The sequence below is a fragment of the Pseudomonas sp. p1(2021b) genome (assembly GCF_020151015.1).
In the GTDB taxonomy this organism is placed as follows: domain Bacteria; phylum Pseudomonadota; class Gammaproteobacteria; order Pseudomonadales; family Pseudomonadaceae; genus Aquipseudomonas; species Aquipseudomonas putida_K.
Window position 1 is genome coordinate 5,047,279 of record NZ_CP083746.1, and the last position, 22,574, is coordinate 5,069,852.

22 protein-coding genes and 1 pseudogene are annotated in these 22,574 nt (G+C 64.0%); 13 read left to right on the top strand and 10 right to left on the bottom strand.

All coding sequences use genetic code 11. The features are described from left to right. Positions 1-249: 249 nt before the first annotated feature. The gene (locus K8374_RS23435) at positions 250-1,542 is read left to right on the top strand and encodes an NAD(P)/FAD-dependent oxidoreductase (RefSeq protein ID WP_224457405.1); all 1,293 of its coding nucleotides are present in this window, start codon (positions 250-252) and stop codon (positions 1,540-1,542) included. Positions 1,543-1,568: 26 nt separating this feature from the next. On the opposite strand, the gene K8374_RS23440 is transcribed toward K8374_RS23435, so the two are convergent. After that, a complete protein-coding gene (locus K8374_RS23440; protein ID WP_224457406.1) occupies positions 1,569-1,799 on the bottom strand; it encodes a DUF1127 domain-containing protein in 231 nt (76 codons plus the stop codon). Between the two features lie 180 nt (positions 1,800-1,979). On the opposite strand from K8374_RS23440, the gene K8374_RS23445 reads away from it, so the two are divergent. Then, positions 1,980-3,410 carry a PLP-dependent aminotransferase family protein gene (locus tag K8374_RS23445; protein ID WP_224457407.1) on the top strand — a complete coding sequence of 477 codons (1,431 nt, stop codon included), beginning with the start codon at positions 1,980-1,982 and terminating at the stop codon, positions 3,408-3,410. Between the two features lie 59 nt (positions 3,411-3,469). Further along, complete coding sequence (locus tag K8374_RS23450; protein WP_224457408.1) at positions 3,470-5,026, top strand: phospholipase D family protein; 1,557 nt, start codon at positions 3,470-3,472, stop codon at positions 5,024-5,026. 108 nt (positions 5,027-5,134) lie between these two features. Here the strand turns inward: K8374_RS23450 and K8374_RS23455 are convergent, their stop codons facing one another. After that, positions 5,135-6,274, bottom strand: a complete 1,140-nt coding sequence (locus tag K8374_RS23455; protein WP_224457409.1) for an MFS transporter — start codon at positions 6,272-6,274, stop codon at positions 5,135-5,137. A 130-nt stretch (positions 6,275-6,404) separates the two neighbouring features. After that, positions 6,405-7,898 carry an aldehyde dehydrogenase gene (locus K8374_RS23460; RefSeq protein ID WP_224457410.1) on the bottom strand — a complete coding sequence of 498 codons (1,494 nt, stop codon included), beginning with the start codon at positions 7,896-7,898 and terminating at the stop codon, positions 6,405-6,407. Between the two features lie 196 nt (positions 7,899-8,094). Between K8374_RS23460 and K8374_RS23465 the strand changes: the two genes are divergently transcribed. Both K8374_RS23465 and K8374_RS23470 read left to right on the top strand, forming a co-directional pair. Continuing rightward, positions 8,095-8,454: a cupin domain-containing protein gene (locus tag K8374_RS23465; RefSeq protein WP_224457411.1), complete on the top strand. Its 360-nt coding sequence runs from the start codon at positions 8,095-8,097 to the stop codon at positions 8,452-8,454. 80 nt (positions 8,455-8,534) lie between these two features. Further along, positions 8,535-8,738, top strand: a complete 204-nt coding sequence (locus K8374_RS23470) for an I78 family peptidase inhibitor (RefSeq protein WP_224457412.1) — start codon at positions 8,535-8,537, stop codon at positions 8,736-8,738. 67 nt (positions 8,739-8,805) lie between these two features. Here the strand turns inward: K8374_RS23470 and rpmG are convergent, their stop codons facing one another. After that, positions 8,806-8,961: a 50S ribosomal protein L33 gene (rpmG, locus tag K8374_RS23475; RefSeq protein ID WP_003253507.1), complete on the bottom strand. Its 156-nt coding sequence runs from the start codon at positions 8,959-8,961 to the stop codon at positions 8,806-8,808. 11 nt (positions 8,962-8,972) lie between these two features. Continuing rightward, on the bottom strand, positions 8,973-9,209 hold the full coding sequence (gene rpmB / locus K8374_RS23480) for a 50S ribosomal protein L28 (protein ID WP_043212989.1): 237 nt from the start codon (positions 9,207-9,209) through the stop codon (positions 8,973-8,975). Between the two features lie 367 nt (positions 9,210-9,576). Between rpmB and K8374_RS23485 the strand changes: the two genes are divergently transcribed. Next, positions 9,577-11,166: an ABC transporter substrate-binding protein gene (locus K8374_RS23485; RefSeq protein WP_224457413.1), complete on the top strand. Its 1,590-nt coding sequence runs from the start codon at positions 9,577-9,579 to the stop codon at positions 11,164-11,166. A gap of 140 nt (positions 11,167-11,306) precedes the next feature. On the opposite strand, the gene radC is transcribed toward K8374_RS23485, so the two are convergent. Next, positions 11,307-11,987 (bottom strand): RadC family protein, encoded by a 681-nt coding sequence (gene radC, locus K8374_RS23490; protein WP_224457414.1) that lies wholly within the window; start codon positions 11,985-11,987, stop codon positions 11,307-11,309. A 125-nt stretch (positions 11,988-12,112) separates the two neighbouring features. Between radC and coaBC the strand changes: the two genes are divergently transcribed. The 4 genes and pseudogenes from coaBC to argB all read left to right on the top strand — a co-directional run bounded on the left by coaBC (position 12,113) and on the right by argB (position 16,231). Further along, complete coding sequence (coaBC, locus tag K8374_RS23495) at positions 12,113-13,324, top strand: bifunctional phosphopantothenoylcysteine decarboxylase/phosphopantothenate--cysteine ligase CoaBC (protein WP_084855345.1); 1,212 nt, start codon at positions 12,113-12,115, stop codon at positions 13,322-13,324. 5 nt (positions 13,325-13,329) lie between these two features. Next, positions 13,330-13,785, top strand: coding sequence for a dUTP diphosphatase (gene dut, locus K8374_RS23500; RefSeq protein WP_084855344.1), 456 nt, complete (start codon positions 13,330-13,332; stop codon positions 13,783-13,785). A 136-nt stretch (positions 13,786-13,921) separates the two neighbouring features. After that, positions 13,922-15,295: pseudogene (locus K8374_RS23505) on the top strand (phosphomannomutase/phosphoglucomutase); the annotation flags it as partial. A 30-nt stretch (positions 15,296-15,325) separates the two neighbouring features. After that, positions 15,326-16,231 carry an acetylglutamate kinase gene (argB, locus tag K8374_RS23510; protein ID WP_224457415.1) on the top strand — a complete coding sequence of 302 codons (906 nt, stop codon included), beginning with the start codon at positions 15,326-15,328 and terminating at the stop codon, positions 16,229-16,231. Positions 16,232-16,405: 174 nt separating this feature from the next. Here the strand turns inward: argB and pyrE are convergent, their stop codons facing one another. Next, entirely contained in the window at positions 16,406-17,047 is a 642-nt protein-coding gene (pyrE, locus tag K8374_RS23515; protein ID WP_224457416.1) for an orotate phosphoribosyltransferase, read from the bottom strand. Positions 17,048-17,127: 80 nt separating this feature from the next. Between pyrE and K8374_RS23520 the strand changes: the two genes are divergently transcribed. Beyond that, a complete protein-coding gene (locus K8374_RS23520) occupies positions 17,128-17,907 on the top strand; it encodes an exodeoxyribonuclease III (RefSeq protein ID WP_084855341.1) in 780 nt (259 codons plus the stop codon). Between the two features lie 106 nt (positions 17,908-18,013). Here the strand turns inward: K8374_RS23520 and K8374_RS23525 are convergent, their stop codons facing one another. Further along, complete coding sequence (locus tag K8374_RS23525) at positions 18,014-18,382, bottom strand: DUF4870 domain-containing protein (protein ID WP_224457417.1); 369 nt, start codon at positions 18,380-18,382, stop codon at positions 18,014-18,016. A 25-nt stretch (positions 18,383-18,407) separates the two neighbouring features. Beyond that, on the bottom strand, positions 18,408-19,130 hold the full coding sequence (gene rph, locus K8374_RS23530; protein ID WP_224457418.1) for a ribonuclease PH: 723 nt from the start codon (positions 19,128-19,130) through the stop codon (positions 18,408-18,410). Between the two features lie 226 nt (positions 19,131-19,356). On the opposite strand from rph, the gene K8374_RS23535 reads away from it, so the two are divergent. Together K8374_RS23535 and gmk are read left to right on the top strand one after the other, a co-directional pair. Continuing rightward, positions 19,357-20,220: a YicC/YloC family endoribonuclease gene (locus tag K8374_RS23535; protein WP_224457419.1), complete on the top strand. Its 864-nt coding sequence runs from the start codon at positions 19,357-19,359 to the stop codon at positions 20,218-20,220. 13 nt (positions 20,221-20,233) lie between these two features. Then, on the top strand, positions 20,234-20,854 hold the full coding sequence (gene gmk / locus K8374_RS23540; RefSeq protein WP_224457420.1) for a guanylate kinase: 621 nt from the start codon (positions 20,234-20,236) through the stop codon (positions 20,852-20,854). A gap of 121 nt (positions 20,855-20,975) precedes the next feature. Here gmk and K8374_RS23545 read toward each other — a convergent pair whose 3' ends face one another. Next, entirely contained in the window at positions 20,976-22,520 is a 1,545-nt protein-coding gene (locus tag K8374_RS23545; RefSeq protein WP_224457421.1) for an APC family permease, read from the bottom strand. Between the last annotated feature and the right edge of the window lie 54 nt (positions 22,521-22,574).

The window sequence follows — 22,574 nt, forward strand, 5'->3', positions numbered from 1 at the left end:
AAAGCTGGGAAATTGACCCGATTATATAGCGCCGCCCTTCGGTAGGAGCGGCCTTGTGCCGTGAATGGGCCGCAAAGCGGCCCCGGCAACCTATGCAGCGAAGCTGAAGTTCTGGGGGGCGCTGCGCACCCCTTTCGCGGCACAAGGTCGCTCCTACAGGTGACCGCGCCAACCAGGGTTGGCCGGTTGCCCACCCCAGAGCCGCAGCTTATCCTCCTCGCCTAGCCCACCAGCCCAGGACCCAGCCCGATGATCCACAGCGCGCAGCACGCCGCCTCCTACTATGCCGCCAGCAGCGCGCCTCACCCTGACTACGCCTTCCTGCAAGGCGACCATCGCGCCGACGTCTGCATCGTCGGCGGCGGTTATTCCGGCCTCAATACCGCCATCGAGCTGGCCGAGCGTGGGCTTTCGGTGATCCTGCTGGAGGCGCGCAAGATCGGCTGGGGCGCCAGCGGGCGTAACGGTGGGCAGTTGATCCGCGGGGTCGGCCATGGGCTGGAGCAGTTCCTGCCGGTCATCGGCGAGGACGGCGTGCGCAGCATGAAGCTCATGGGCCTGGAGGCTGTGGATATCGTCCGCGAGCGCATCGAGCGCCATGCCATCGACTGTGACCTGACCTGGGGTTACTGCGACCTGGCCAACAAGCCGGGTGAGCTGCAAGGCTTTGCCGAAGACGCCGAAGAGCTGCGCAGCCTGGGCTATCGCCATGAACTACGCCTGGTGCAGAAGGACGATATCCACAGCGTGGTCGGCTCCGACCGCTATGTCGGCGGCCTGATTGACATGGGCTCGGGGCACCTGCATCCGCTGAACCTCGCGCTTGGCGAAGCCGCCGTGGCCAGCCGCCTGGGCGTGGGCCTGTACGAACAATCGGAAGTCGTTCACATCGACTACGGCCCCGAAGTGACCGTGCATACCGCCCAGGGCCGCGTACGTGCCAAGACCTTGGTACTGTGCTGCAACGCCTACCACAACGACCTGAACCGCGAACTCGGCGGCAAGGTGCTGCCCGCCGGCAGCTACATCATCGCCACCGAGCCGTTGGGCGAGGAGCGTGCCCGTCAGTTGCTGCCGCAGAACATGGCCGTATGCGACCAGCGCGTGGCACTGGATTACTATCGGTTGTCCGCCGACCACCGCCTGCTGTTCGGCGGCGCCTGCCATTATTCCGGTCGTGACCCGCAGGACATCGCCGCCTATATGCGGCCCAAGCTGCTCAAGGTATTCCCGCAGCTGGCCGACGTGCGTATCGACTACCAATGGGGCGGCATGATCGGCATCGGCGCCAACCGCCTGCCGCAGATCGGCCGCCTGGCCAGCCAGCCGAACGTCTATTACGCCCAGGCCTATTCCGGCCATGGCGTGAACGCCACCCACTTGGCCGCGCGTCTGCTGGGCGAGGCCATCAGCGGCCAGCACAGCGGGCGTTTCGACCTGTTCGCCAAGGTGCCACATATCACCTTCCCCGGCGGCAAGCTGCTGCGCTCGCCGCTACTGGCCCTGGGGATGCTCTGGCATCGCCTGAAAGAGCTCGCCTGACACCCCTTTGTAGGAGCGGGCCGTGTTCAACTTTTCCAGAAGGGTTTGCGTCCTTCCTCCCGCGCCTGCGCCCAACTGAGCCCGATATCCCGAAGCTGGGCCTCGTCGAGCTGCAACAAGTGCCTGCGGGTGCGCCAGCGATGCACCATCAACCCCCACCGGCCCAAACCCGCCGGTGTGTCGTAGACCTTGGCCCGCTGTCCGGCGTCCAGTTCCTTGGCCAACAGTTGCAAGCGCACATCGCTCATGCCGTCCATCGCTGCATTCTCCCGATCAGTTGATACCGTGGGAGAAAGCATGCACGTCGACACCCATGACCATACAGACTCAACGCAAGATTATTATTTCCATACAGAATTGACTGGCCGGCGCCTGAATGCTGTATTTTCAACCGATCTGTACTGGTCTGCATGCAAGCCATTGCGCAGGAGTATGCCGTGACGCTCTACCTCAACCTCGCCGAACTGCTCGGCGCCCGCATCGAACAAGGCCTGTACCGCCCCGGCCAGCGCCTGCCCTCGGTGCGTGCGTTGAGCCTGGAACATGGGGTCAGCCTGAGCACGGTGCAGCAGGCTTATCGCCTACTCGAGGACAATGGCCTGGTCTCGCCGCGGCCCAAGTCCGGCTATTTCGTCGCCGAAGACCGCAGCCTCCCCGCCCTGCCCGCCGTCAGCCGCCCGGCCCAGCGTCCGGTGGACATTTCCCAGTGGGAACAAGTGCTGGAGCTGGTGCGCAGCACGCCTCGAAAGGATGTGATACAGCTCGGCCGCGGCATGCCCGATATCGACAGCCCGACCTTGAAACCCCTGCTGCGCAGCCTGGCGCAACTGAGTCGACGCCAGGACATGCCGGGGCTGTACTACGACAATATCCACGGCAATCTGGCCCTGCGCGAGCAGATCGCCCGCCTGCTGCTCGACTCCGGCTGCCGCCTGGACCCGGCCGACCTGGTGGTCACCACCGGTTGCCATGAGGCGCTGTCCACCAGCATTCGCGCCGTGTGCGAGCCAGGCGATATCGTTGCGGTGGAGTCGCCAAGCTTCCACGGCGCCATGCAGACCCTCAAGGGCCTGGGGATGAAGGCCCTGGAGATCCCTACCGACCCGCTTCAGGGCATCAGCCTGGAAGCCCTGGAACTGGCGCTGGAACAATGGCCGATCAAGCTCATCCAGCTCACCCCCAGCTGCAACAACCCCCTGGGCTACATCATGCCGGAGGCGCGCAAGAAAGCCCTGCTGAACCTCGCCCAGCGCTATGACGTGGCGATCCTCGAGGACGATGTCTACGGCGATCTGGCCTACACCTACCCGCGCCCGCGGACCATCAAGTCGTTCGACGAAGACGGCCGCGTGCTGCTGTGCAGTTCCTTCTCCAAGACCCTGGCGCCGGGGCTGCGGGTCGGCTGGGTGGCGCCCGGGCGCTACCTGGAGCGGGTGTTGCACATGAAGTACATCAGCACCGGCAGCACGGCCTGCCAACCACAGCTGGCCATCGCCGACTTCATCGAGGCCGGGCACTACCACCCCCACGTAAGACGCATGCGCAGCCAGTACCAGCGTGGCCGCGACCAGATGAGCGACTGGGTGACCCGCTACTTCCCCGCAGGCACCCGCGCCAGCCGGCCCCAGGGCGGCTTCATGCTGTGGGTCGAATTGCCGGAAAGTTTCGACACGCTACGCCTGAACCGGGCTTTACTGGAGCAGGGGGTGCAGATTGCGGTTGGCAGCATCTTCTCGGCGTCGGGCAAGTACCGGCATTGCCTGCGCATGAACTTTGCCGCACGGCCGACGCCGCGGATCGAAGACGCTGTGCGCAAGGTGGGCGAAACCGCCCTTCGTCTACTGGAAGCGGACGAAAGCCCAGCGTAACTTTGCGCCGCCCCCCACGGTCCAACCCATAGGCCTTTGCTGTACAGGACGTTCTACCCTTGAGACTCCAGCGAGCTCTGCCTCTCTTTCTGGCGCTGTTGCTTGGCCTGTCAGGCTGCGCCAGCGTCGGCACACCACGCCAGGTCAGCCAGGCGCTGCCGGCCAGCGATTCGGCCTTCGGCCGCTCGGTGCAGCGCCAGGCCGCGCCTTACGAGGGGCGCTCGGGCTTTCGCCTGCTACCCAACAGCAACGAGGCCTTTCGTGCCCGTGCCGAGCTGATCCGCAACGCCCAGGCGAGCATCGACCTGCAGTACTACATCGTCCATGACGGCCTGAGCACCCGAGCCCTGGTGCATGAACTGCTGCGTGCCGCCGACCGCGGCGTGCGGGTACGCATCCTGCTCGACGACACCACCAGCGACGGCCTGGACACGCTGATGGGCACCCTGGCTGCCCACCCGAACATCCATATCCGCGTATTCAACCCCCTGCACCTGGGACGCAGCACGGGGGCCACCCGCACCGTGGGCCGACTGTTCAACCTGTCGCGCCAGCATCGGCGCATGCACAACAAGCTGTTCCTGGTGGACAACAGCATGGCCATCGTCGGTGGGCGCAACATCGGCGACGAATATTTCGATGCCGAGCCCAACCTGAACTTCACCGATATCGACCTGCTCGGCGTGGGCCCGGTGGCCGAACAGCTCGGGCACAGCTTCGACCAGTACTGGAACAGCGCCCTGAGCCGGCCGATCGGCGACTTCCTCTGGCGCCAGCCGGACGCCGCCGACCTGCGCGCCAGCCGCAAACGCCTGGAAATCTCCCTGGCCCAGGCAAGGATCAAACACAAAGCGTTGTACGACCGGTTGATGGCCTATCAGTCCCGCCCACGCCTGGACACCTGGCGCAACGAGCTGATCTGGGCCCATAGCCAGGCCCTATGGGACTCGCCGAGCAAGGTGCTGGCCCAGGACGAGCCGGACCCGCACCTGCTGATGACCCAGCAGCTGGCGCCGGAGTTGGCCAAGGTCCAGCATGAACTGATCCTGGTGTCGGCCTATTTCGTGCCTGGAGAATCCGGCCTGCTGTACCTCACCAGCCGCGCCGATGCGGGCACCTCGATCAAGCTGCTGACCAACTCCTTGGAAGCCACCGACGTGCCGGCGGTGCATGGCGGCTACGCCCCCTACCGCCGTGCCCTGCTCGAACACGGCGTGCAGCTGTACGAGCTGCGCCGCCAGCCGGGCGACCCCAGTGCCTATCGCAGCCTGAGCTTTCGCGGCAGCTCCGACTCCAGCCTGCACAGCAAGGCGATCGTCTTCGACCGGCGCAAGACTTTCATCGGCTCGTTCAACTTCGACCCGCGCTCCGTGCTGTGGAACACCGAGGTCGGTGTATTGGTGGATAGCCCGGAACTGGCCGAATACACCCGGGAAATGGCTGTCGAAGGCATGGCGCCGGCGTTGAGCTACCAGCCAAAGCTGGTGGGGGACCAACTGGTCTGGGTGACCGAGGACAACGGCAAGCGGCGCATGCTCACTTCCGAGCCAGGTGGGCTGTGGCGGCGCTTCAATGCCTGGATCAGCAAGGCGGTGGGGCTGGAGAAGATGCTGTGAGCCGCCACCCCGTTCGCGGGTAAACCCGCTCCCACAGGTACAGCGCTGTCATTGAGAGCCCTGCATAACGTGTGGGAGCGGGTTTACCCGCGAATGGGCGCACACTTATCAGGCCGAAGCAGGCTCGAAGGCATCCCGCCGGCGGGTCAACACCACCAGCCCTGCCGCCCCCGCCGCCATCAGCCATGGCAATGCATGCCCACTGATCCATTGGCTCCCTGCACCAGCGATCAGCGGCCCGAGCAGGCAACCGATGCCCCACAGCTGCGCCACATGCGCATTGGCCCGCACCAGCTCATCGTCCCGGTAACGCTCACCGATCAACACCAGCGACAAAGTGAACAGGCCACCGGCACTGGCGCCGAACAGCACCCATACCGGCCAGATCACAGGCATGTGCAACGTCAGCGGAATCGCCAGGCTGGAAACGAGCAAGGTCAAGGCGCAACCGCTGAACAGCGTCCGCCGCGACATGTAGTCGGCCAGGGCACCGATCGGCAGCTGCAGCACCGCATCGCCCACCACCACGGTGCTGACCATGAACAGCGCCACTTCCGCAGTGAACCCTTGCTGCAGGCAGTACACCGGCAACAGCGTCAGGATCATCGCCTCGAACGCAGCGAACAGGGCAATGGCCCAGGCGATCACCGGCAGGCGCCGGCAGAAGGCGAACAGGTCGCCGAAGGTGACGCTGCAGGCTTCGGTACTCGGCGCACCACCGCGCCCCAGCAGTACCAACGGCGCGCACAGCAGCAAGGCCGTCGCGGCCCAGAACCCGAAATCGTCATCCGACCCCAGGAACCCCAGCACCAGCGGCCCGGCCAACTGGCTCAAGGCGTAGCTGCTGCCATACAACGCCACCAGCCGCCCCCGCCACTGCTCGACCACCAGTTGGTTGATCCAGCTTTCGCCGAGGATGAACACCACCGTCAAGGCCATGCCGATCAGCAGACGCAAGGCCAGCCATAGCGGATAGCTAGGCAGCAGTGCCACCAGGCCGATCGACAAGGCCCCGCCCCACAGACACAGGCGCATGGCGGCCGGTACGCCGACCCAACCGGCCAGGCGGCTGGCTAGGCTAGCGCCGAGCAGGACCCCGAGCGCCGGCATCGCCGCCATCACGCCGATGGCGAACCCACCGTAGCCCCAGCCCTCCAGGCGCAAGGACACCAGCGGCATGCTCACGCCGAGCGCGAGCCCGACACTGAGCACCGAGGCCAGTACGGCAAAGTAGGTTCCCCAACGCATGGCAGCCCTCCTAGGCCTAGTTTTCAGAACCCCATTCGCGGGTAAACCCGCTCCCACAGGTACTACGCCGTTGTTAAGGGCAATATGAAACCTGTGAGAGCGGGTTTACCCGCGAAGCGTCCGCGATGGATTACAGCTTGATCCAGGTCGCCTTCAGCTCGGTGTACTTCTCCAGTGCATGCAGCGACTTGTCACGGCCGTTGCCCGACTGCTTGAAGCCGCCGAACGGCGCGGTCATGTCGCCGCCATCGTACTGGTTGACCCACACGCTGCCTGCGCGCACGGCGCGGGCGGTCTGGTGGGCCTTGGAAATGTCCGAGGTCCAGATGCCGGCGGCCAGGCCGTATGGCGTGTCGTTGGCGATGGCCACGGCTTCCTCGGCGGTGTCGAAGGTGATCACCGACAACACGGGGCCGAAGATCTCTTCCTTGGCGATCTTCATGGCGTTGGTCACGCCGTCGAAGATGGTCGGCTCGACATAGGTGCCGCCGGTTTCCTCCAGAGTGCGCTTACCGCCAGCCAGCAGCTTGGCGCCATCCTGGTGGCCGGCCTCGATGTACGACAGCACAGTGTTCATCTGCTGGGTATCGACCAACGCACCGACGGTGGTCTCGGGATCCAGCGGGTTGCCCGGCTTCCAGGCCTTCAGGGCCTCGACCACCATCGGCAGGAACTGGTCCTTGATCGAGCGCTCGACCAGTAGGCGGGAGCCGGCAGTGCAGACCTCGCCCTGGTTGAAGGCGATGGCGCTGGCAGCAGCCTCGGCGGCAGCCTTCAGGTCAGGCGCGTCGGCGAACACGATGTTCGGGCTCTTGCCGCCGGCTTCCAGCCAGACACGCTTCATGTTCGACTCGCCCGCATAGACCATCAGCTGCTTGGCGATCTTGGTAGAGCCGGTGAACACCAAGGTGTCGACGTCCATGTGCAGGGCCAGGGCCTTGCCCACGGTGTGGCCGTAGCCAGGCAGCACGTTCAGCACACCAGCCGGAATACCGGCTTCGATGGCCAGCTGGGCGATGCGGATGGCCGTCAGCGGCGACTTTTCCGACGGCTTGAGCACGATCGAGTTACCGGTGGCCAGGGCCGGGCCGAGCTTCCAGCAAGCCATCAGCAGCGGGAAGTTCCACGGCACGATGGCACCGACCACACCCACGGGCTCGCGGGTGACCAGGCCCAGCTGGTCGTGCGGAGTCGGGGCGACTTCGTCGTAGACCTTGTCGATGGCTTCGGCGGTCCAGTGGATGGCGTTGGCGGCGCCTGGGATATCGATGGTGGAGGAGTCACCGATCGGCTTGCCCATGTCCAGGGTTTCCAGCAAGGCCAGCTCTTCGACGTGCTCGCGCAGCAGGCCTGCGAAACGGATCAAGGTGGCTTTGCGCTTGGCCGGGGCCAGGCGCGACCAGACGCCGGATTCGAACACGGCGCGGGCGTTCTCGACGGCACGGTTGGCGTCGGCCAGGTCGCAGCTGGCGACCTTGGCCAGGAAGCGTCCGTCCACCGGGCTCAGGCAGTCGAAGGTTTCACCGGATGCGGCATCGGTGTATTCGCCGTTGATGAAGGCGCGACCTTCGATCTTCAGTTGTTGGGCACGCTGTTCCCAATCCGCACGAGTCAGGGTGGTCATACGAAACTCCTCCTCTTGTTAAGGTGCAACGCCGTACTGAGGACATCACGACGCTGTCGAAAATTCTGGCAGGGCGACAAGCGCATACTGGCACCCGACACCCTAAACCAGCCGGGTAAAACTATCAATATATTTGACACCAAAGGCCTAAAAGCCTACTGATGTGCATTTTATTAAACAACAAGAGGGCTTCACCATGACCATCAGCAGCATCATCGATTTCGCTCAGGTGCTCACCGAGGCAGAACGCTATCGCCCAGCGGCCGAGAAAATCCTCAAGGGCGAACCCGACCAGGCGGTCTACAACCACTACTCAAGCCCCTGCGGCCAGTTCGCCGCTGGTGTATGGGAAGGCGCGGTCGGCCAGTGGATGGTGAACTACACCGAGCACGAGTATTGCGAGATCACCCAGGGTGTCTCGGTGCTGCGCGACCAGGACGGCAATGCCAAGACCTTGCGTACCGGTGATCGTTTCGTGATCCCTGCAGGCTTCAAGGGCACCTGGGAAGTCCTCGAGCCTTGCCGCAAGATCTACGTCATGTTCGAACAGAAGTAATAGTTAACGCAGGCGCAGGCCCCCCTGGCGAGAGGATAGCCCGGCCCATCCGGGCAATCCATCAACCAAGGAGTATCACCATGACCAATGAAGAAGTCGTGCAAGCGCTGCAACACCTGGTCGGCATGCCCTATGAAGGGTCGATCAAAACCGCCATCACCCAGGTCACCGGTCGCACACGCGTGGTAGGCCCCAACGAAATGTCCACCCGTGAGTTCGACCCCGAACGCGTGCATGTACGTGTCGATGCGAGCGGCGCGGTTTCGGGCTTCGCGTTCAACTGAAGCTGAACGCTAGACATAAAAAAACCCGCTTCCTCACGGAAGCGGGTTTTTTCAGGTCGCCGATCAATTACTTGATCTTGGCTTCCTTGTACACCACGTGCTTGCGAACGACCGGATCGTATTTCTTGATCTCGATCTTGTCCGGAGTGGTGCGCTTGTTCTTGTCGGTGGTGTAGAAGTGGCCGGTACCGGCACTCGAAACCAGACGGATCAATTCACGCATGATGTTCTCCCTTAAACCTTGGCGCCAGCGCGACGGATGTCGGCCAGGACGGCATCGATACCGCGCTTGTCGATGATACGCATGCCCTTGGCGGAAACGCGCAGACGCACGAAACGCTTCTCGGATTCAACCCAGAAACGGTGGTGCTGCAGGTTCGGCAGGAAACGACGACGGGTTTTGTTGTTTGCGTGGGAAATGTTGTTCCCGGTTACCGGACCCTTACCGGTAACTTGACAGACTCTCGACATGCCTCAGCCCTCTAAAACCACATGCCCAACCCGGCATGGGTTGGCCGCTTAATCTCTCAGTCTATGGCGCCAGGCGCCGTGTTTCCGGGGGTCTTATCGACCGGATCCGCTTGCGCGACAGACCGTGCCCCTAGAAAAGAGCGCTGCTTTATACCAGAAAGACTCGGCCACAACAACAGAAGATGCGTTTCCTGATAGGGGCCGAGCGCGCCCGGCCAGCATAGCGACAAGCCCTGCGCGCTGTCGACCGCTCGTCGCCGTGCCCATGAAAAAGAGGGTGGTCATTTAGCGATGCGCACACTAGGGTAGGACGTTTCCGACTGCATAGATAGATAAAATGGGCCATCTGGCCAGCCAAGGAGCCACCATGCGTGCCGCCGCCCTTTCGTTGTTGTTCGCTTCCCTGTTCGCCACGGGCCTTGCCCAGGCAGCGCCGCTTGCCGTCTGTACCGAGGCCAGCCCCGAAGGTTTCGACGTGGTCCAGTACAACTCGTTGACCACCACCAATGCCTCGGCAGACGTGCTGATGAACCGCCTGGTGGAGTTCGATGCCAGCCAGGGCAAGGTAGTACCCAGCCTGGCCGAAAGCTGGACGGTGTCCGATGACGGCACGGTCTACGACTTCAAGCTGCGCAACGGCGTGAAGTTCCATACCACGGCCTGGTTCAAGCCCAGCCGCGCGCTGGATGCCGACGACGTGCTGTTCAGCTTCCAGCGCATGCTCTACCCCGCCCATGCCTGGCACAAGACCGCTGCGGGCGGCTACCCGCATGCCCAGTCGCTGCAGCTGGGCAGCCTGATCAAGCTGATCGAGGCGCCGGAGCCGCACACCGTGCGCTTTACCCTGACCCACCCGGATGCCACCTTCCTGGCCACCTTGAGCATGGGCTTCGCCTCGATCTACTCCGCCGAGTATGCCGACAAGCTGCTCAAGGCCGGCACGCCGGAGAAGCTCAACAGCCAACCGGTGGGCACCGGGCCGTTCGTGTTCCAGCGCTTCCAGAAGGACGCCGTGGTGCGCTACCGCGCCAACCCCGACTACTTCGCCGGCAAGCCGGCCATCGACCCGCTGATCTATGCCATCACCCCGGACGCCAATGTGCGCCTGCAGAAGCTCAAGCGCGGCGAATGCCAGGTGGCGCTGTCGCCCAAGCCGCTGGATATCGCCGAAGCTGGCAAGGATGACAGCCTCAAGGTAGCGTCCACCCCGGCCTTCATGACCGCCTTCGTCGCCCTCAATAGCCAGCATCCGCCGCTGGACAAGCCCGAGGTGCGCCAGGCGATCAACCTCGCCTTCGACAAGCCGGCCTACCTCAAGGCCGTGTTCGAGGGCACCGCCACTGCCGCCAACGGCCCCTACCCGCCCAACACCTGGAGCTACGCCAAGGACCTGCCCGGCTACTCACTGGACCTGAAAAAGGCCAAGGCGCTGCTGGCCAAGGCCGGATTGGCGAACGGCTTCGCCACGACGATCTGGACCCGCCCCTCGGGCAGCCTGCTCAACCCAAACCCGAACCTGGGCGCGCAGATGCTCCAGGCTGACCTTGCCAAAATCGGCATCAAGGCCGAGATCAAGGTCATCGAGTGGGGCGAGCTGATCCGCCGGGCCAAAGCTGGCGAGCATGACCTGCTATTCATGGGTTGGGCAGGCGACAATGGCGACCCGGACAACTTCCTCAGCCCGCAGTTTTCCTGCGCGGCGGTAAAGTCGGGGACCAACTTCGCGCGCTTTTGCGACAACCGCCTGGACCAGTTGATCAGCGCCGGGCGCACCACCAACGACCAGAGCGTGCGCAGCCGCCTGTACCAGCAGGCGCAGACGCTGATCCACCAGCAGGCCCTCTGGTTGCCGCTGGCCCACCCGACTGCGGCGACCTTGCTGCGCCAGGGTGTGGAGGGGTACCAGGTGAGCCCGTTCGGACGGCTGGATTTGAGCAAGGTCTCCGTCAATCGCTAAAGCCCTGTAGGAGCGGCCTTGCGCCGCGAAAGGGCCGCAACGCGGCCCCAGCTCTATTGCCCACCACGAGGCAAGGGGCTGCTGCGCAGCCCTTTCGCGGCACAAGGCCGCTCTACAGGATGATGAAGGCCTGGGGATAGCTAGGTTACGAACCACCCCTGCTCCAGCATCGACAGCGGCTCCCCATCGCCAATGATGATGTGATCCAGCACCCGCACATCGATCAACGCCAGCCCCCGCTTCAGCGAAACCGTCAGGTGCACGTCATCCTGGCTCGGCTCGCTGTTGCCCGATGGATGGTTGTGGCACAAGATCAACGCCGCCGCATTGTGCAGCAATGAGCGCCGCACCACTTCACGGGGGTAGACGTCCGCTCGGTTGACCGTCCCTCTGAACAGGATCTCGAACGCAATCGGCCTGTGCTTGGTGTCCAGAAACAGGCAGCCGAATACCTCGCTGACCTCATGGCGCAGCATGGATTTGAGGTAGCGCCGCACAGACGCCGGGCTCTCCAGGGCCGGCTCACGCTCGATGGACTCATCCAGATAACGCCTGCCGATCTCCAGCAAGGCCTGCAACTGCGCGTATTTCACCGGCCCCATGCCTGGCTCTCGCAGTACGGCTTCGCGGTCGGCCTCGAGAAACTGCCTGAGCCCGCCAAAGCGCGCCAACAGCCCGCGCGCAAGGTCCAGCACGTTGCGCCCGGCGACACCCGAGCCCAGCAATACAGCGAGCAATTCGGCATCGGACAGCACGGCCGTACCGCGTTGCAACAGCTTCTCCCGCGGCCGTTCATCCGCCGGCCACTCCCTGATGTTCATACCCCTCCTTGCGTGTTACTGCGGCCCGTTTCGGCCCTGTGTTAATCTATCCCGCTCCGTAGATGCGACGTTCTGCCGCAGGCAGTTGTCGTCGCCGCCCGCTTTCACTGGAAAAAGGCAAGCCTATGCAGCGGCTGTATCGCAAGCGCATCGTTCTCGGCGTGGGTGGCGGCATCGCCGCCTACAAGAGCGCCGAGCTGATTCGCCGACTCCTGGAACACGGCGCGCAAGTGCGCGTCGTCATGACCCGAGGTGGTGCCGAGTTCATCACCCCGCTGACCCTGCAGGCGCTGTCCGGCCACCCGGTGCACATGGATCTGCTCGACCCGGCCGCCGAAGCGGCCATGGGGCACATCGAACTGGCCAAATGGGCCGACCTGGTACTGATCGCTCCGGCCACCGCCGACCTCATGGCACGCCTGGCCCAAGGCATGGCCGACGACCTGCTGACCACCCTGGTGCTGGCCACCGATGCCACCGTGGCCGTCGCCCCGGCGATGAACCAGGCCATGTGGCGCGACCCGGCCACCCAGGCCAACCTCGAACTGCTCAAGAGCCGCGGCATCCAGGTGTTCGGCCCGGCCTCCGGCAGCCAGGCCTGCGGTGACGTGGGGCTGGGGCGCATGCTCGAGGCCACGGACCTTGCCTGGTGCGCAGCCGAGAGCTTCAAGCGCCAGGCACTGACCGGCAAGCACGTGCTGATCACCGCCGGCCCTACCCAGGAAAACATCGACCCGGTGCGCTACATCACCAATCATAGTTCGGGGAAGATGGGCTTCGCCCTGGCCGAGGCGGCCGCCGAAGCCGGGGCTCGGGTGACCCTCGTCACGGGCCCGGTGCACCTGCCGACCCCCGACCGGGTCAACCGCATCGACGTGGTCAGCGCACGGGACATGCTCGCGGCGTGCGAGGCAGCCATGCCATGCGACCTGTTCATCGCCTCGGCTGCGGTCGCGGACTACCGCCCGGAAGTCGTTGCCCCGCAAAAGCTCAAGAAGGATCCTACGACCGGTGACGGCATGCTGCTGCAGATGGTGCGCAATCCGGATATCCTTGCGACCATCGCCGGCCGTGCCGACCGCCCGTTCAGCGTCGGCTTCGCCGCCGAAACCGAACACCTGCTCGATTACGCCACGCGCAAGCTCAAGGACAAGAACCTCGACCTGATCGTCGCCAATGATGTGGCCAACCCCAGCATCGGCTTCAACAGCGAGGAAAACGCCCTGACCGTGATCGACCGCCAGCAGCACCAGACTCTCTTCGCGCAGACCAGCAAGGGCAAGATCGCTCGCCAGTTGGTCGCCTTCATCGCCGAACGGCTCAACCAGGTTCAATAAGTTACATGCACGCTCTTCAAGCCAAGATCCTCGACCCTCGCCTGGGCAACGAATTCCCCCTGCCGCAGTACGCCACGCCCGGCTCCGCCGGCCTGGACCTGCGCGCCATGCTCAAGGAAGACACCGTCCTGGAGCCGGGCCAGACCCTGCTGATCCCAACCGGCCTGTCGGTCTACATCGGTGACCCGGGCCTGGCCGCCATGATCCTTCCGCGCTCGGGCCTGGGCCACAAGCACGGCATCGTGCTGGGCAACCTGGTCGGCCTGATCGACTCGGACTATCAAGGCGAGCTGATGGTCTCCTGCTGGAACCGCGGCCAAACGCCATTCACCATCGCCATCGGCGAGCGTATCGCCCAGCTGGTGCTGGTGCCGGTGGTGCAGGCGCATTTCGACATCGTCGAGTCCTTCGACGAGAGCCAGCGCGGCGCTGGCGGCTTCGGCCACTCGGGTAGCCACTGAGCCGATAGAGCGACCGTTGGGCCATGGATGGCGAACTCTCTGGCGAAAGCATCGTCCAAGCGTTCAGTTTGCGCCTGCCCAGAAGCCTTTGATTATTGGAGCACCCCCAGAGATGAACGACATGGCCCACCTGGTACCCGCACTGCCCGAGAGCATCTTCCGCGCCTATGACATTCGCGGCGTGGTCGGCAAGACCCTGACGGGCGAGACCGCCTACTGGATCGGCCGCGCCATCGGCGCCCAGAGCCTGGCCCAGGGCGAACCTCAGGTTTCGGTTGGCCGCGACGGCCGTCTGTCCGGCCCGATGCTGGTGGAACAACTGATCAAGGGCCTGGCCGATGCCGGTTGCCAGGTCAGCGACGTCGGCCTGGTGCCGACCCCGGCGCTGTACTACGCCGCCAACGTACTGGCCGGCAAGTCCGGGGTGATGCTCACCGGCAGCCACAACCCGCCTGACTACAACGGTTTCAAGATCGTCATCGCCGGCGACACCCTGGCCAACGAGCAGATCCAGGCCCTGCTGACCCGCCTCAAGACCAATGACCTCACCCATGGCGAAGGCCGCGTCGAGAAGGTCGAGATCCTCGAGCGCTACTTCCAGCAGATCACCGGCGACGTGAAGCTGGCCAAGAAGCTCAAGGTGGTGGTCGACTGCGGCAACGGCGCCGCCGGCGTCATCGCCCCACAGCTGATCGAAGCCTTGGGCTGCGAGGTCATCCCGCTGTTCTGCGAGGTCGACGGCAACTTCCCCAACCACCACCCGGACCCGGGCAAGCCCGAGAACCTCGAAGACCTGATCGCCAAGGTCAAGGAAACCGGTGCCGACATCGGCCTTGCCTTCGACGGTGACGGCGATCGCGTGGGCGTGGTGACCAATACCGGCAGCATCGTCTACCCCGACCGCCTGCTGATGCTGTTCGCCCAGGACGTGCTGTCGCGCAACCCAGGTGCCGAGATCATCTTCGACGTCAAGTGCACCCGCCGCCTGACTCCGCTGATCGAACAGCACGGTGGTCGCGCCCTGATGTGGAAGACCGGTCATTCGTTGATCAAGAAGAAGATGAAACAGACCGGCTCGCTGCTGGCCGGCGAGATGAGCGGACATATCTTCATCAAGGAACGCTGGTACGGTTTCGACGACGGCATCTACAGCGCCGCGCGCCTGCTGGAAATCCTCAGCAAGGCCGGCCAGGACGCCGAAAGCCTGTTCGCCGCGTTCCCGAACGATATTTCCACGCCGGAAATCAACATTGATGTGACCGACGAGAGTAAATTCAGCATCATTGATGCTCTGCAACGCGACGCTGCCTGGGGCGATGCCAACCTCACCACCATCGACGGTGTGCGGGTCGACTACGCCCATGGCTGGGGCCTGGTCCGTGCCTCCAACACCACGCCGGTGCTGGTGCTGCGCTTCGAGGCCGACAGCGACGCCGAGCTGCAACGTATCAAGGCTGTATTCCGCGAGCAGTTGCTGCGGGTCGAACCAGGCCTGCAACTGCCGTTCTGACGACTATCCGTTCCTTACCTGGAGCCCTGCATGACCCTCGATCGCGATGCCGCTTCCCATGTAGCCGAGGTTTTGTCCGAAGCACTGCCCTACATTCGCCGCTTTGTCGGCAAGACCCTGGTGATCAAGTACGGCGGCAACGCGATGGAGAGCGAAGAGCTCAAGACCGGCTTTGCCCGTGACATCGTGCTGATGAAGGCCGTGGGCATCAACCCGGTGGTCGTGCACGGTGGCGGCCCGCAGATCGGCGACCTGCTCAAGCGTCTGTCGATCGAGAGCCATTTCATCGACGGCATGCGCGTCACCGACTCGGCGACCATGGACGTGGTGGAAATGGTGCTGGGCGGCCAGGTCAACAAGGACATCGTCAACCTGATCAACCGCCATGGCGGCAGCGCCATCGGCCTGACCGGCAAGGATGCGGAGCTGATCCGCGCCAAGAAGCTCACCGTCAGCCGCCAGACCCCGGAGATGACCCAGCCGGAAATCATCGACATCGGTCATGTGGGCGAAGTGGAAAGCGTCAACACCGACCTGTTGAACATGCTGGTCAAGGGTGACTTCATCCCGGTGATCGCCCCGATCGGCGTGGGCAAGAACGGCGAGTCTTACAACATCAACGCCGACCTGGTGGCCGGCAAGGTGGCCGAGGCGCTGAAGGCCGAGAAGCTGATGCTGCTCACCAACATCGCCGGCCTGATGGACAAGCAAGGCACGGTGCTGACGGGCCTGACCACCGAGCAGGTCAACGAATTGATCGCCGACGGCACCATCTACGGCGGCATGCTGCCGAAGATCAAATGCGCCCTGGAAGCGGTGCAAGGCGGTGTGAACAGCTCGCACATCATCGACGGCCGCGTGCCGAATGCGGTGCTGCTGGAGATCTTCACCGACAGCGGCGTGGGTACCCTGATTACCAACCGCAAGCCGCGCTGATCGTTAACCTGTTCCGGCCTCTTCGCGGGTAAACCCGCTCCCACAGGTACAGCACTGCCTTTGAGGGCTGTGGAAATCCTGTGGGAGCGGGTTCACCCGCGAAGAGGCCGGAACAGGCGACACAAAAAAGGCGACCTTCACAAGAAGGTCGCCTTTTTCATTTCCAGGCCCGGATCAGATACCGTACTGCGCCCGGTAAGCCTCGACAGCTGGCAGATGCTGCTTCAGCTGTGGGTCGTCGGCCAGGAACTCCAGCACCTGGGTCAGCGACACGATGCTGACCACCGGGATGCCGAAGTCGCGCTCGACTTCCTGGATCGCCGACAGCTCGCCATTGCCGCGCTCTTCGCGGTTCAGCGCGATCAGCACGCCTGCGGCCTTGGCCTGCTGGGCAGTGATGATCTGCATGACCTCGCGGATGGCAGTACCGGCGGTGATCACGTCGTCGATGATCAGCACGTCACCGGCCAGCGGGGCGCCGACCAGGCTGCCGCCTTCGCCGTGGTCCTTGGCTTCCTTGCGGTTGAAGCACCAAGGCACGTCGAGCTGGTGCTGCTCGGCCAGGGCCACAGCGGTGGCCGCCGCCAGGGGGATACCCTTGTAGGCCGGGCCGAACAGCACGTCGAACGGGATCTTGCTGTCGACGATGGCTGCCGCGTAGCAACGGCCCAGCTGGGCCAGTGCAGAACCTGTGTTGAACAGGCCGGCATTGAAGAAGTACGGGCTGGTGCGCCCCGATTTCAGGGTGAACTCACCGAAGCGCAGAACCCCGCGATCGATGGCAAAACGAATGAAGTCGCGCTGATACGGCTGCATGAAGAGTCCCGAATACCACGGATTTAGCTAAATGAGTTGAGCTCGGGTATCATACACGCACGAGATTTTTGGGGCCATTTATGCGGATCATCAGTGTGAACGTAAATGGCATTCAGGCTGCGGCCGAGCGTGGACTGCTCAGCTGGCTGCAAGCCCAGAATGCCGACGTCATCTGCCTTCAGGATACCCGCGCCTCGGCCTTTGAACTCGACGACCCAGCTTTCCAGCTCGATGGCTATTTCCTTTACGCCTGCGACGCGGAGGTGCCAGCCCAAGGTGGCGTGGCACTGTATTCGCGGATGCAGCCCAAGGCAGTCATCACCGGCCTGGGCTTCGAGACAGCCGACCGCTACGGGCGTTACCTGCAAGCAGATTTCGACAAAGTCAGTATTGCCAGCCTGCTGCTGCCTTCGGGCATGAACGGCGACGAGGACTTGAACCAGAAGTTCAAGTTGATGGACGACTTCGCCAAGTACCTGGACAAGCAGCGCCGCAAGCGTCGCGAGTACATCTATTGCGGCTCGTTGTACGTGGCGCAGCAGAAGCTGGACATCAAGAACTGGCGCGACAGCCAGCAATCGCCGGGCTTCCTGGCGCCGGAGCGCGCCTGGATGGACGCGATCGTCGGCGACATGGGCTATGTCGATGCCCTTCGCGAAGTCAGCCGTGAAGGCGACCAGTACAGCTGGTGGCCGGACAACGAACAGGCCGAGATGCTCAACCTGGGCTACCGGTTCGACTACCAGATCCTCACCCCGGGCCTGCGCCGCTTCGTGCGCAATGCGCGCCTGCCGCGCCAGCCGCGCTTCTCCCAGCATGCGCCGCTGATCGTGGACTACGACTGGACGTTGACCATCTAAAAGCATGGGGCTGCTTCGCAGCCCATCGCGGGACAAGCCCGCTCCTACAGGGATTGTGGAATCATCTGTGGGGGCGGGCTTGTCCCGCGATGGATCCTGCGAAAATCTACTTGATTGGCCGCCAGATCAGCGGATAACGGTAAGGCTTGCCTTCATTGGCCTTGACCCCCGCAACAATGGCCAGGACCAGCACCGCCACCGTCAGGATGGCGAACAGCACGATCCCCACCAGCACGAACATCAGCAGGAAGCAGATGAACCCGGCGATGGTCACGCTGATCTGGAAGTTCAGCGCCTCCTTGCCCTGGGCATCGATGAACGGGTCCAGTTCACGCTTCCAGATCCACATCACCAATGGGCCCAGCAGGTGCCCGAGCGGCACCACCAGGCCAAACAGCGCCGAGAGGTGGCAGAACATCGCCCATTGCCGGATTTCGGCATTGGGCGGCGTGATCGGCAGATCAGGTTCGTTCATGTTCCACACCTCCTTGGCGTAGCGATCAATCGGCCAGCGAGGCCTTTTGCAGTTCGAAGATTTCGTTCATGCCCTTCTGGGCCAGGGCCAACATGGCGTTGAAGTCTTCCGGCTGGAACGGAGCGCCTTCTGCGGTGCCCTGCACTTCGATGAAGCCTCCGGCACTGGTCATGACCACGTTCAGGTCGGTCTCGGCGGCGGAGTCTTCCAGGTAGTCCAGGTCGAGCACCGCTTCGCCCTGGTACATGCCCACGGACACGGCAGCGATCATGTGCTTGAGCGGGTTGCCACCCTTGAGGCCGCCGCGTTTCTTGATCACGGCCAGGGCGTCGCACAGGGCGACCATGGCGCCGGTGATCGAAGCGGTACGGGTACCGCCGTCGGCCTGGATCACGTCGCAGTCGACGTACAGGGTGATATCGCCAAGCTTGCTCATGTCCAGCGCGGCGCGCAGCGAGCGGCCGATCAGGCGCTGGATTTCCAGGGTGCGGCCACCCTGCCTGCCACGGCTCGCCTCGCGCTGGTTACGCTCGCCGGTGGAGCGCGGCAGCATGCCGTATTCGGCGGTCAGCCAGCCTTGGCCCTGGCCCTTGAGGAAGCGGGGAACACCATTCTCGACGCTGACCGTGCAGACGACCTTGGTGTCGCCGAACTCGACCAGTACCGACCCCTCGGCGTGCTTGGTGTAGTTGCGGGTGATGCGGATCGAGCGGAGCTGATCGGCGGCGCGACCACTTGGACGTTTCATCTGGGATACCTGTACCGGGACTTGAATCTGCGGAGCATTATAAGGCCCGCCGCCCCAGGAGGACATGCCTATTGTCGCGGCCCGGCAGCCTGTCGTCTTTCCCTACACCGGCGCCAGGCTGTCTGTAACATGGGTGGATTGGGCGCCCACGCCGCACTGCGTTACAATCCCGCGCCTTGCAGCCGAAAGGCTTCCCCGTTCATTCAGATTTCGCGAGGTACTCTCCATGGTGCACAGCATGACCGCTTTTGCTCGAGTCGAGCGCGCCGGCAGCCAAGGCACCCTGGCCTGGGAGCTCCGCTCGGTCAACCACCGCTACCTGGAGCCCCACCTGCGCCTGCCCGAGGCCCTGCGCGACCTGGAAGGCGCCGTGCGCGAAGGCCTGCGCCAAGGCCTGTCGCGGGGCAAGGTGGAGTGCACCCTGCGCTTGAGCGAAGACAGCACCGGCAAGCCCTTGCAGGTCGACCGCGAGCGTGCCGCACAGCTGGTGGCCGCCGCGGAAACCGTCGCCGGGCTGATCAAGCAACCGGCACCGCTCAACCCCTTGGAAGTCCTGGCCTGGCCGGGCGTGCTGGTGGCCGACGCCAGCGATCCCCAGGCCCTCAATGCCGAAGCCATGGTCCTGTTCGAGGAAGCCTTGGCCGAGCTCAAGGCCGGGCGCCAGCGCGAAGGCCTGGAGCTGGCCCGGCTGATCAACGAACGCCTGGACAGCATGGCTACCGAAGTCACCACCCTGCGCGCCCTGGTGCCGCAGATGCTGGCCGCCCAACGTCAACGCATCCTTGACCGCTTCGCCGACCTGCAGGCCGAGCTCGACCCGCAGCGCCTGGAGCAGGAGATGGTCCTGCTGGCGCAGAAGAGCGACGTCGCCGAGGAACTGGACCGCCTCAGCACCCATATCACCGAAGTGCGCCGGGTGCTCAAGTCCGGCGGCGCCGCCGGTCGGCGCCTGGACTTCCTGATGCAGGAACTCAACCGCGAAGCCAATACCCTAGGCTCCAAGGCCTTCGACCCGCGCAGCACGCAGGCGGCGGTCAACCTCAAGGTATTGATCGAACAGATGCGTGAACAAGTACAGAACATCGAGTAAGGCCACCCCGACCATGAACCACAGCAGCGGCACCCTCTACATCGTCTCGGCCCCTTCGGGTGCCGGCAAGACCAGCCTGGTCACCGCGTTGACCAAGGACGACCCGAAGATCCGCGTCTCGGTCTCCCACACCACCCGCGCCATGCGCCCGGGCGAGCAGCACGGAGTGAACTACCACTTCGTCAAGCACGATGAATTCAAGGCCCTGATCGAGCAAGGCGACTTCCTCGAGCACGCCGAAGTCTTCGGCAACTTCTACGGCACCTCACGCAGCGCGTTGCAGCAAACCCTCGAACAAGGCTACGACCTGATCCTGGAAATCGACTGGCAAGGCGCACAACAGGTGCGCAAGCTGATGCCCGAGGCGCTGTCGGTGTTCATCCTGCCGCCGAGCCAGCAAGCCCTGCGCCAGCGCCTGGACAACCGCGGCCAGGACAGCGAGGAAATCATCGAAGGCCGCATGAAGGAAGCGGTCAGCGAGATGGTGCACTACAACGAGTACGACTACGTCATCATCAATGATGATTTCGACGTGGCGCTGAAGGAATTGAAGGCGGTGTTCGTTGCTAACCGCCTGCTGCTGAAGAAACAGCAACAGCGTCACCGGGCACTGCTCGAGCAACTGATCGGCTGAAATCGAAAGGGGCCGCTTTGCGCCCCAATCGCGGGACAAGCCCGCTCCCACAGGGTTCGTCACAGGCCCTGTGGGAGCGGGCTTGTCCCGCGATTGGGGCTGCAAGGCAGCCCCTTTTACATCATTCCTGCAAGCGAAGCTTGGCCTGTTGCTGCAAGGTAGCCCCCAGGAAATAGGCCGGCGCGCGCCAGCGCGACAGCACCATCAGTACGATCCCCAGCGCCGAGATGATCGCCGCGATCACGAACACCAGCCCCAACCCGCCGACATGCGAGCCGCTGCCGAAGTCCGGCGAGGCACTGTCGATCGCGGTGCGCACGAAGATCACCGACAGGATCACCCCACCCACCAGCGGGCACAGGCCACGCATGAAGAAGTGGCGCACGCTGTCGAACAGGCTGTCGCGGAAGTACCAGACGCAGGCGAAGGCCGTCAGCGAATAGTAGAAGCAGATCATCATGCCCAGGGCCGTGATGGTGTCGGCCAGCACGTTCTCGCTGAGGGTGCGCATGGTCACGTAGAACACCGCCGCGGCGACACCGGCACAGATAGTGGCGTAACGGGGGGTCTGCGAGCGCGGGCAGACACTGGCGAAACGCTGCGGCACGGCGCCGTAGTAGCCCATGGCAAGCAGCGTACGCGCCGGCGAGACGAAGGTCGACTGCAAGGAGGCGGCGGTGCTGGCCAGTACCGCGATGGACATCAGGATCGCCAGCGGCCCCATGACCGGGCCGGCCAGGTGGGCGAAGACGTTCTCCTGGATGCGCGGGTTGCCAAGGCCCAGGCCGACATCGCTGATCCCGGCGAATTGCAGGGTGGCGATGGCGGTGACCAGGTAAAGGCCGAGGATCAGCAGCACGGTCCAGGTGGCGGCCTTGCCGGGTACCTCGTCACTGCCGATCGACTCCTCGCTGACCGTCAGGCAGACGTCCCAACCCCAGAAGATGAAGATCGACAGCGACAGGCCTGCGGCGAACGCCGAGAACGACTCGACGCCGAACGGGTTGAACCAGGCCAGGTCGAACGCCAGCGGCGGCGGCGCGGTGGTCTCGCCGAAGGCGGCGAAGGCGAAGCCGATCAGCACCAGCAGCTGCAAGGCGACCAAACCGTACTGCACCGTCATGGTGGTGCCCATGCCCCGGCAGCAGATCCACACGGCCAGGGCGATGAACACGCAACAGGTCACCACGTTGATCAACAGGTTGTCCGCCAACGCGGCCAACGCCTGGTGCCCAGTGATCTGGCCGAGGAACAGATAGAAGAAATCGACGGCCACGCCCGCCAGGTTGGACAGCACGATGGTGGTCGCGACGACCAGCCCCCAGCCACCGATCCAGCCGATCATCGGCCCGAAGGCACGTGCCGACCAGGTGAACGACGTGCCGCTGTCAGGCTCGGCGGCGTTGAGCTCGCGGTAGCCAAGGGCCACCAGCAGCATGGGCAGGAAGCCCACGATGAACACTGCCGGCAGGTGGGCGCCCACCTCGCGTACCGTCGGCCCGAGGGCGCCGGTCAGGGTGTAGACCGGCGCGATGGTGGAAATGCCCAGCACCACGCTGGCCAGCAGGCCCAGACGGCCTTTTGCCAAGCCCTTGCTGGCGCGTTGGGTGTTGCCTGCGTCGGTCGCCACGTCGGGTGGGCGGCCGGCTTCAGTGTATTCGCTCATGAGTATTTGCCGTAACTATTGGTATTGTTTTCACGGGCCTTGCGAACAAGGCCC

Coding starts and splice junctions, on each gene's coding strand:
- K8374_RS23435 (WP_224457405.1), top strand. CDS start 250: ATGATCCACAGCGCGCAGCACGCCGCCTCCTACTATGCCGCCAGCAGC.
- K8374_RS23440 (WP_224457406.1), bottom strand. CDS start 1,799: ATGGACGGCATGAGCGATGTGCGCTTGCAACTGTTGGCCAAGGAACTG.
- K8374_RS23455 (WP_224457409.1), bottom strand. CDS start 6,274: ATGCGTTGGGGAACCTACTTTGCCGTACTGGCCTCGGTGCTCAGTGTC.
- K8374_RS23460 (WP_224457410.1), bottom strand. CDS start 7,898: ATGACCACCCTGACTCGTGCGGATTGGGAACAGCGTGCCCAACAACTG.
- K8374_RS23465 (WP_224457411.1), top strand. CDS start 8,095: ATGACCATCAGCAGCATCATCGATTTCGCTCAGGTGCTCACCGAGGCA.
- K8374_RS23470 (WP_224457412.1), top strand. CDS start 8,535: ATGACCAATGAAGAAGTCGTGCAAGCGCTGCAACACCTGGTCGGCATG.
- rpmG (WP_003253507.1), bottom strand. CDS start 8,961: ATGCGTGAATTGATCCGTCTGGTTTCGAGTGCCGGTACCGGCCACTTC.
- rpmB (WP_043212989.1), bottom strand. CDS start 9,209: ATGTCGAGAGTCTGTCAAGTTACCGGTAAGGGTCCGGTAACCGGGAAC.
- K8374_RS23485 (WP_224457413.1), top strand. CDS start 9,577: ATGCGTGCCGCCGCCCTTTCGTTGTTGTTCGCTTCCCTGTTCGCCACG.
- radC (WP_224457414.1), bottom strand. CDS start 11,987: ATGAACATCAGGGAGTGGCCGGCGGATGAACGGCCGCGGGAGAAGCTG.
- coaBC (WP_084855345.1), top strand. CDS start 12,113: ATGCAGCGGCTGTATCGCAAGCGCATCGTTCTCGGCGTGGGTGGCGGC.
- dut (WP_084855344.1), top strand. CDS start 13,330: ATGCACGCTCTTCAAGCCAAGATCCTCGACCCTCGCCTGGGCAACGAA.
- argB (WP_224457415.1), top strand. CDS start 15,326: ATGACCCTCGATCGCGATGCCGCTTCCCATGTAGCCGAGGTTTTGTCC.
- pyrE (WP_224457416.1), bottom strand. CDS start 17,047: ATGCAGCCGTATCAGCGCGACTTCATTCGTTTTGCCATCGATCGCGGG.
- K8374_RS23520 (WP_084855341.1), top strand. CDS start 17,128: ATGCGGATCATCAGTGTGAACGTAAATGGCATTCAGGCTGCGGCCGAG.
- K8374_RS23525 (WP_224457417.1), bottom strand. CDS start 18,382: ATGAACGAACCTGATCTGCCGATCACGCCGCCCAATGCCGAAATCCGG.
- rph (WP_224457418.1), bottom strand. CDS start 19,130: ATGAAACGTCCAAGTGGTCGCGCCGCCGATCAGCTCCGCTCGATCCGC.
- K8374_RS23535 (WP_224457419.1), top strand. CDS start 19,357: ATGGTGCACAGCATGACCGCTTTTGCTCGAGTCGAGCGCGCCGGCAGC.
- gmk (WP_224457420.1), top strand. CDS start 20,234: ATGAACCACAGCAGCGGCACCCTCTACATCGTCTCGGCCCCTTCGGGT.
- K8374_RS23545 (WP_224457421.1), bottom strand. CDS start 22,520: ATGAGCGAATACACTGAAGCCGGCCGCCCACCCGACGTGGCGACCGAC.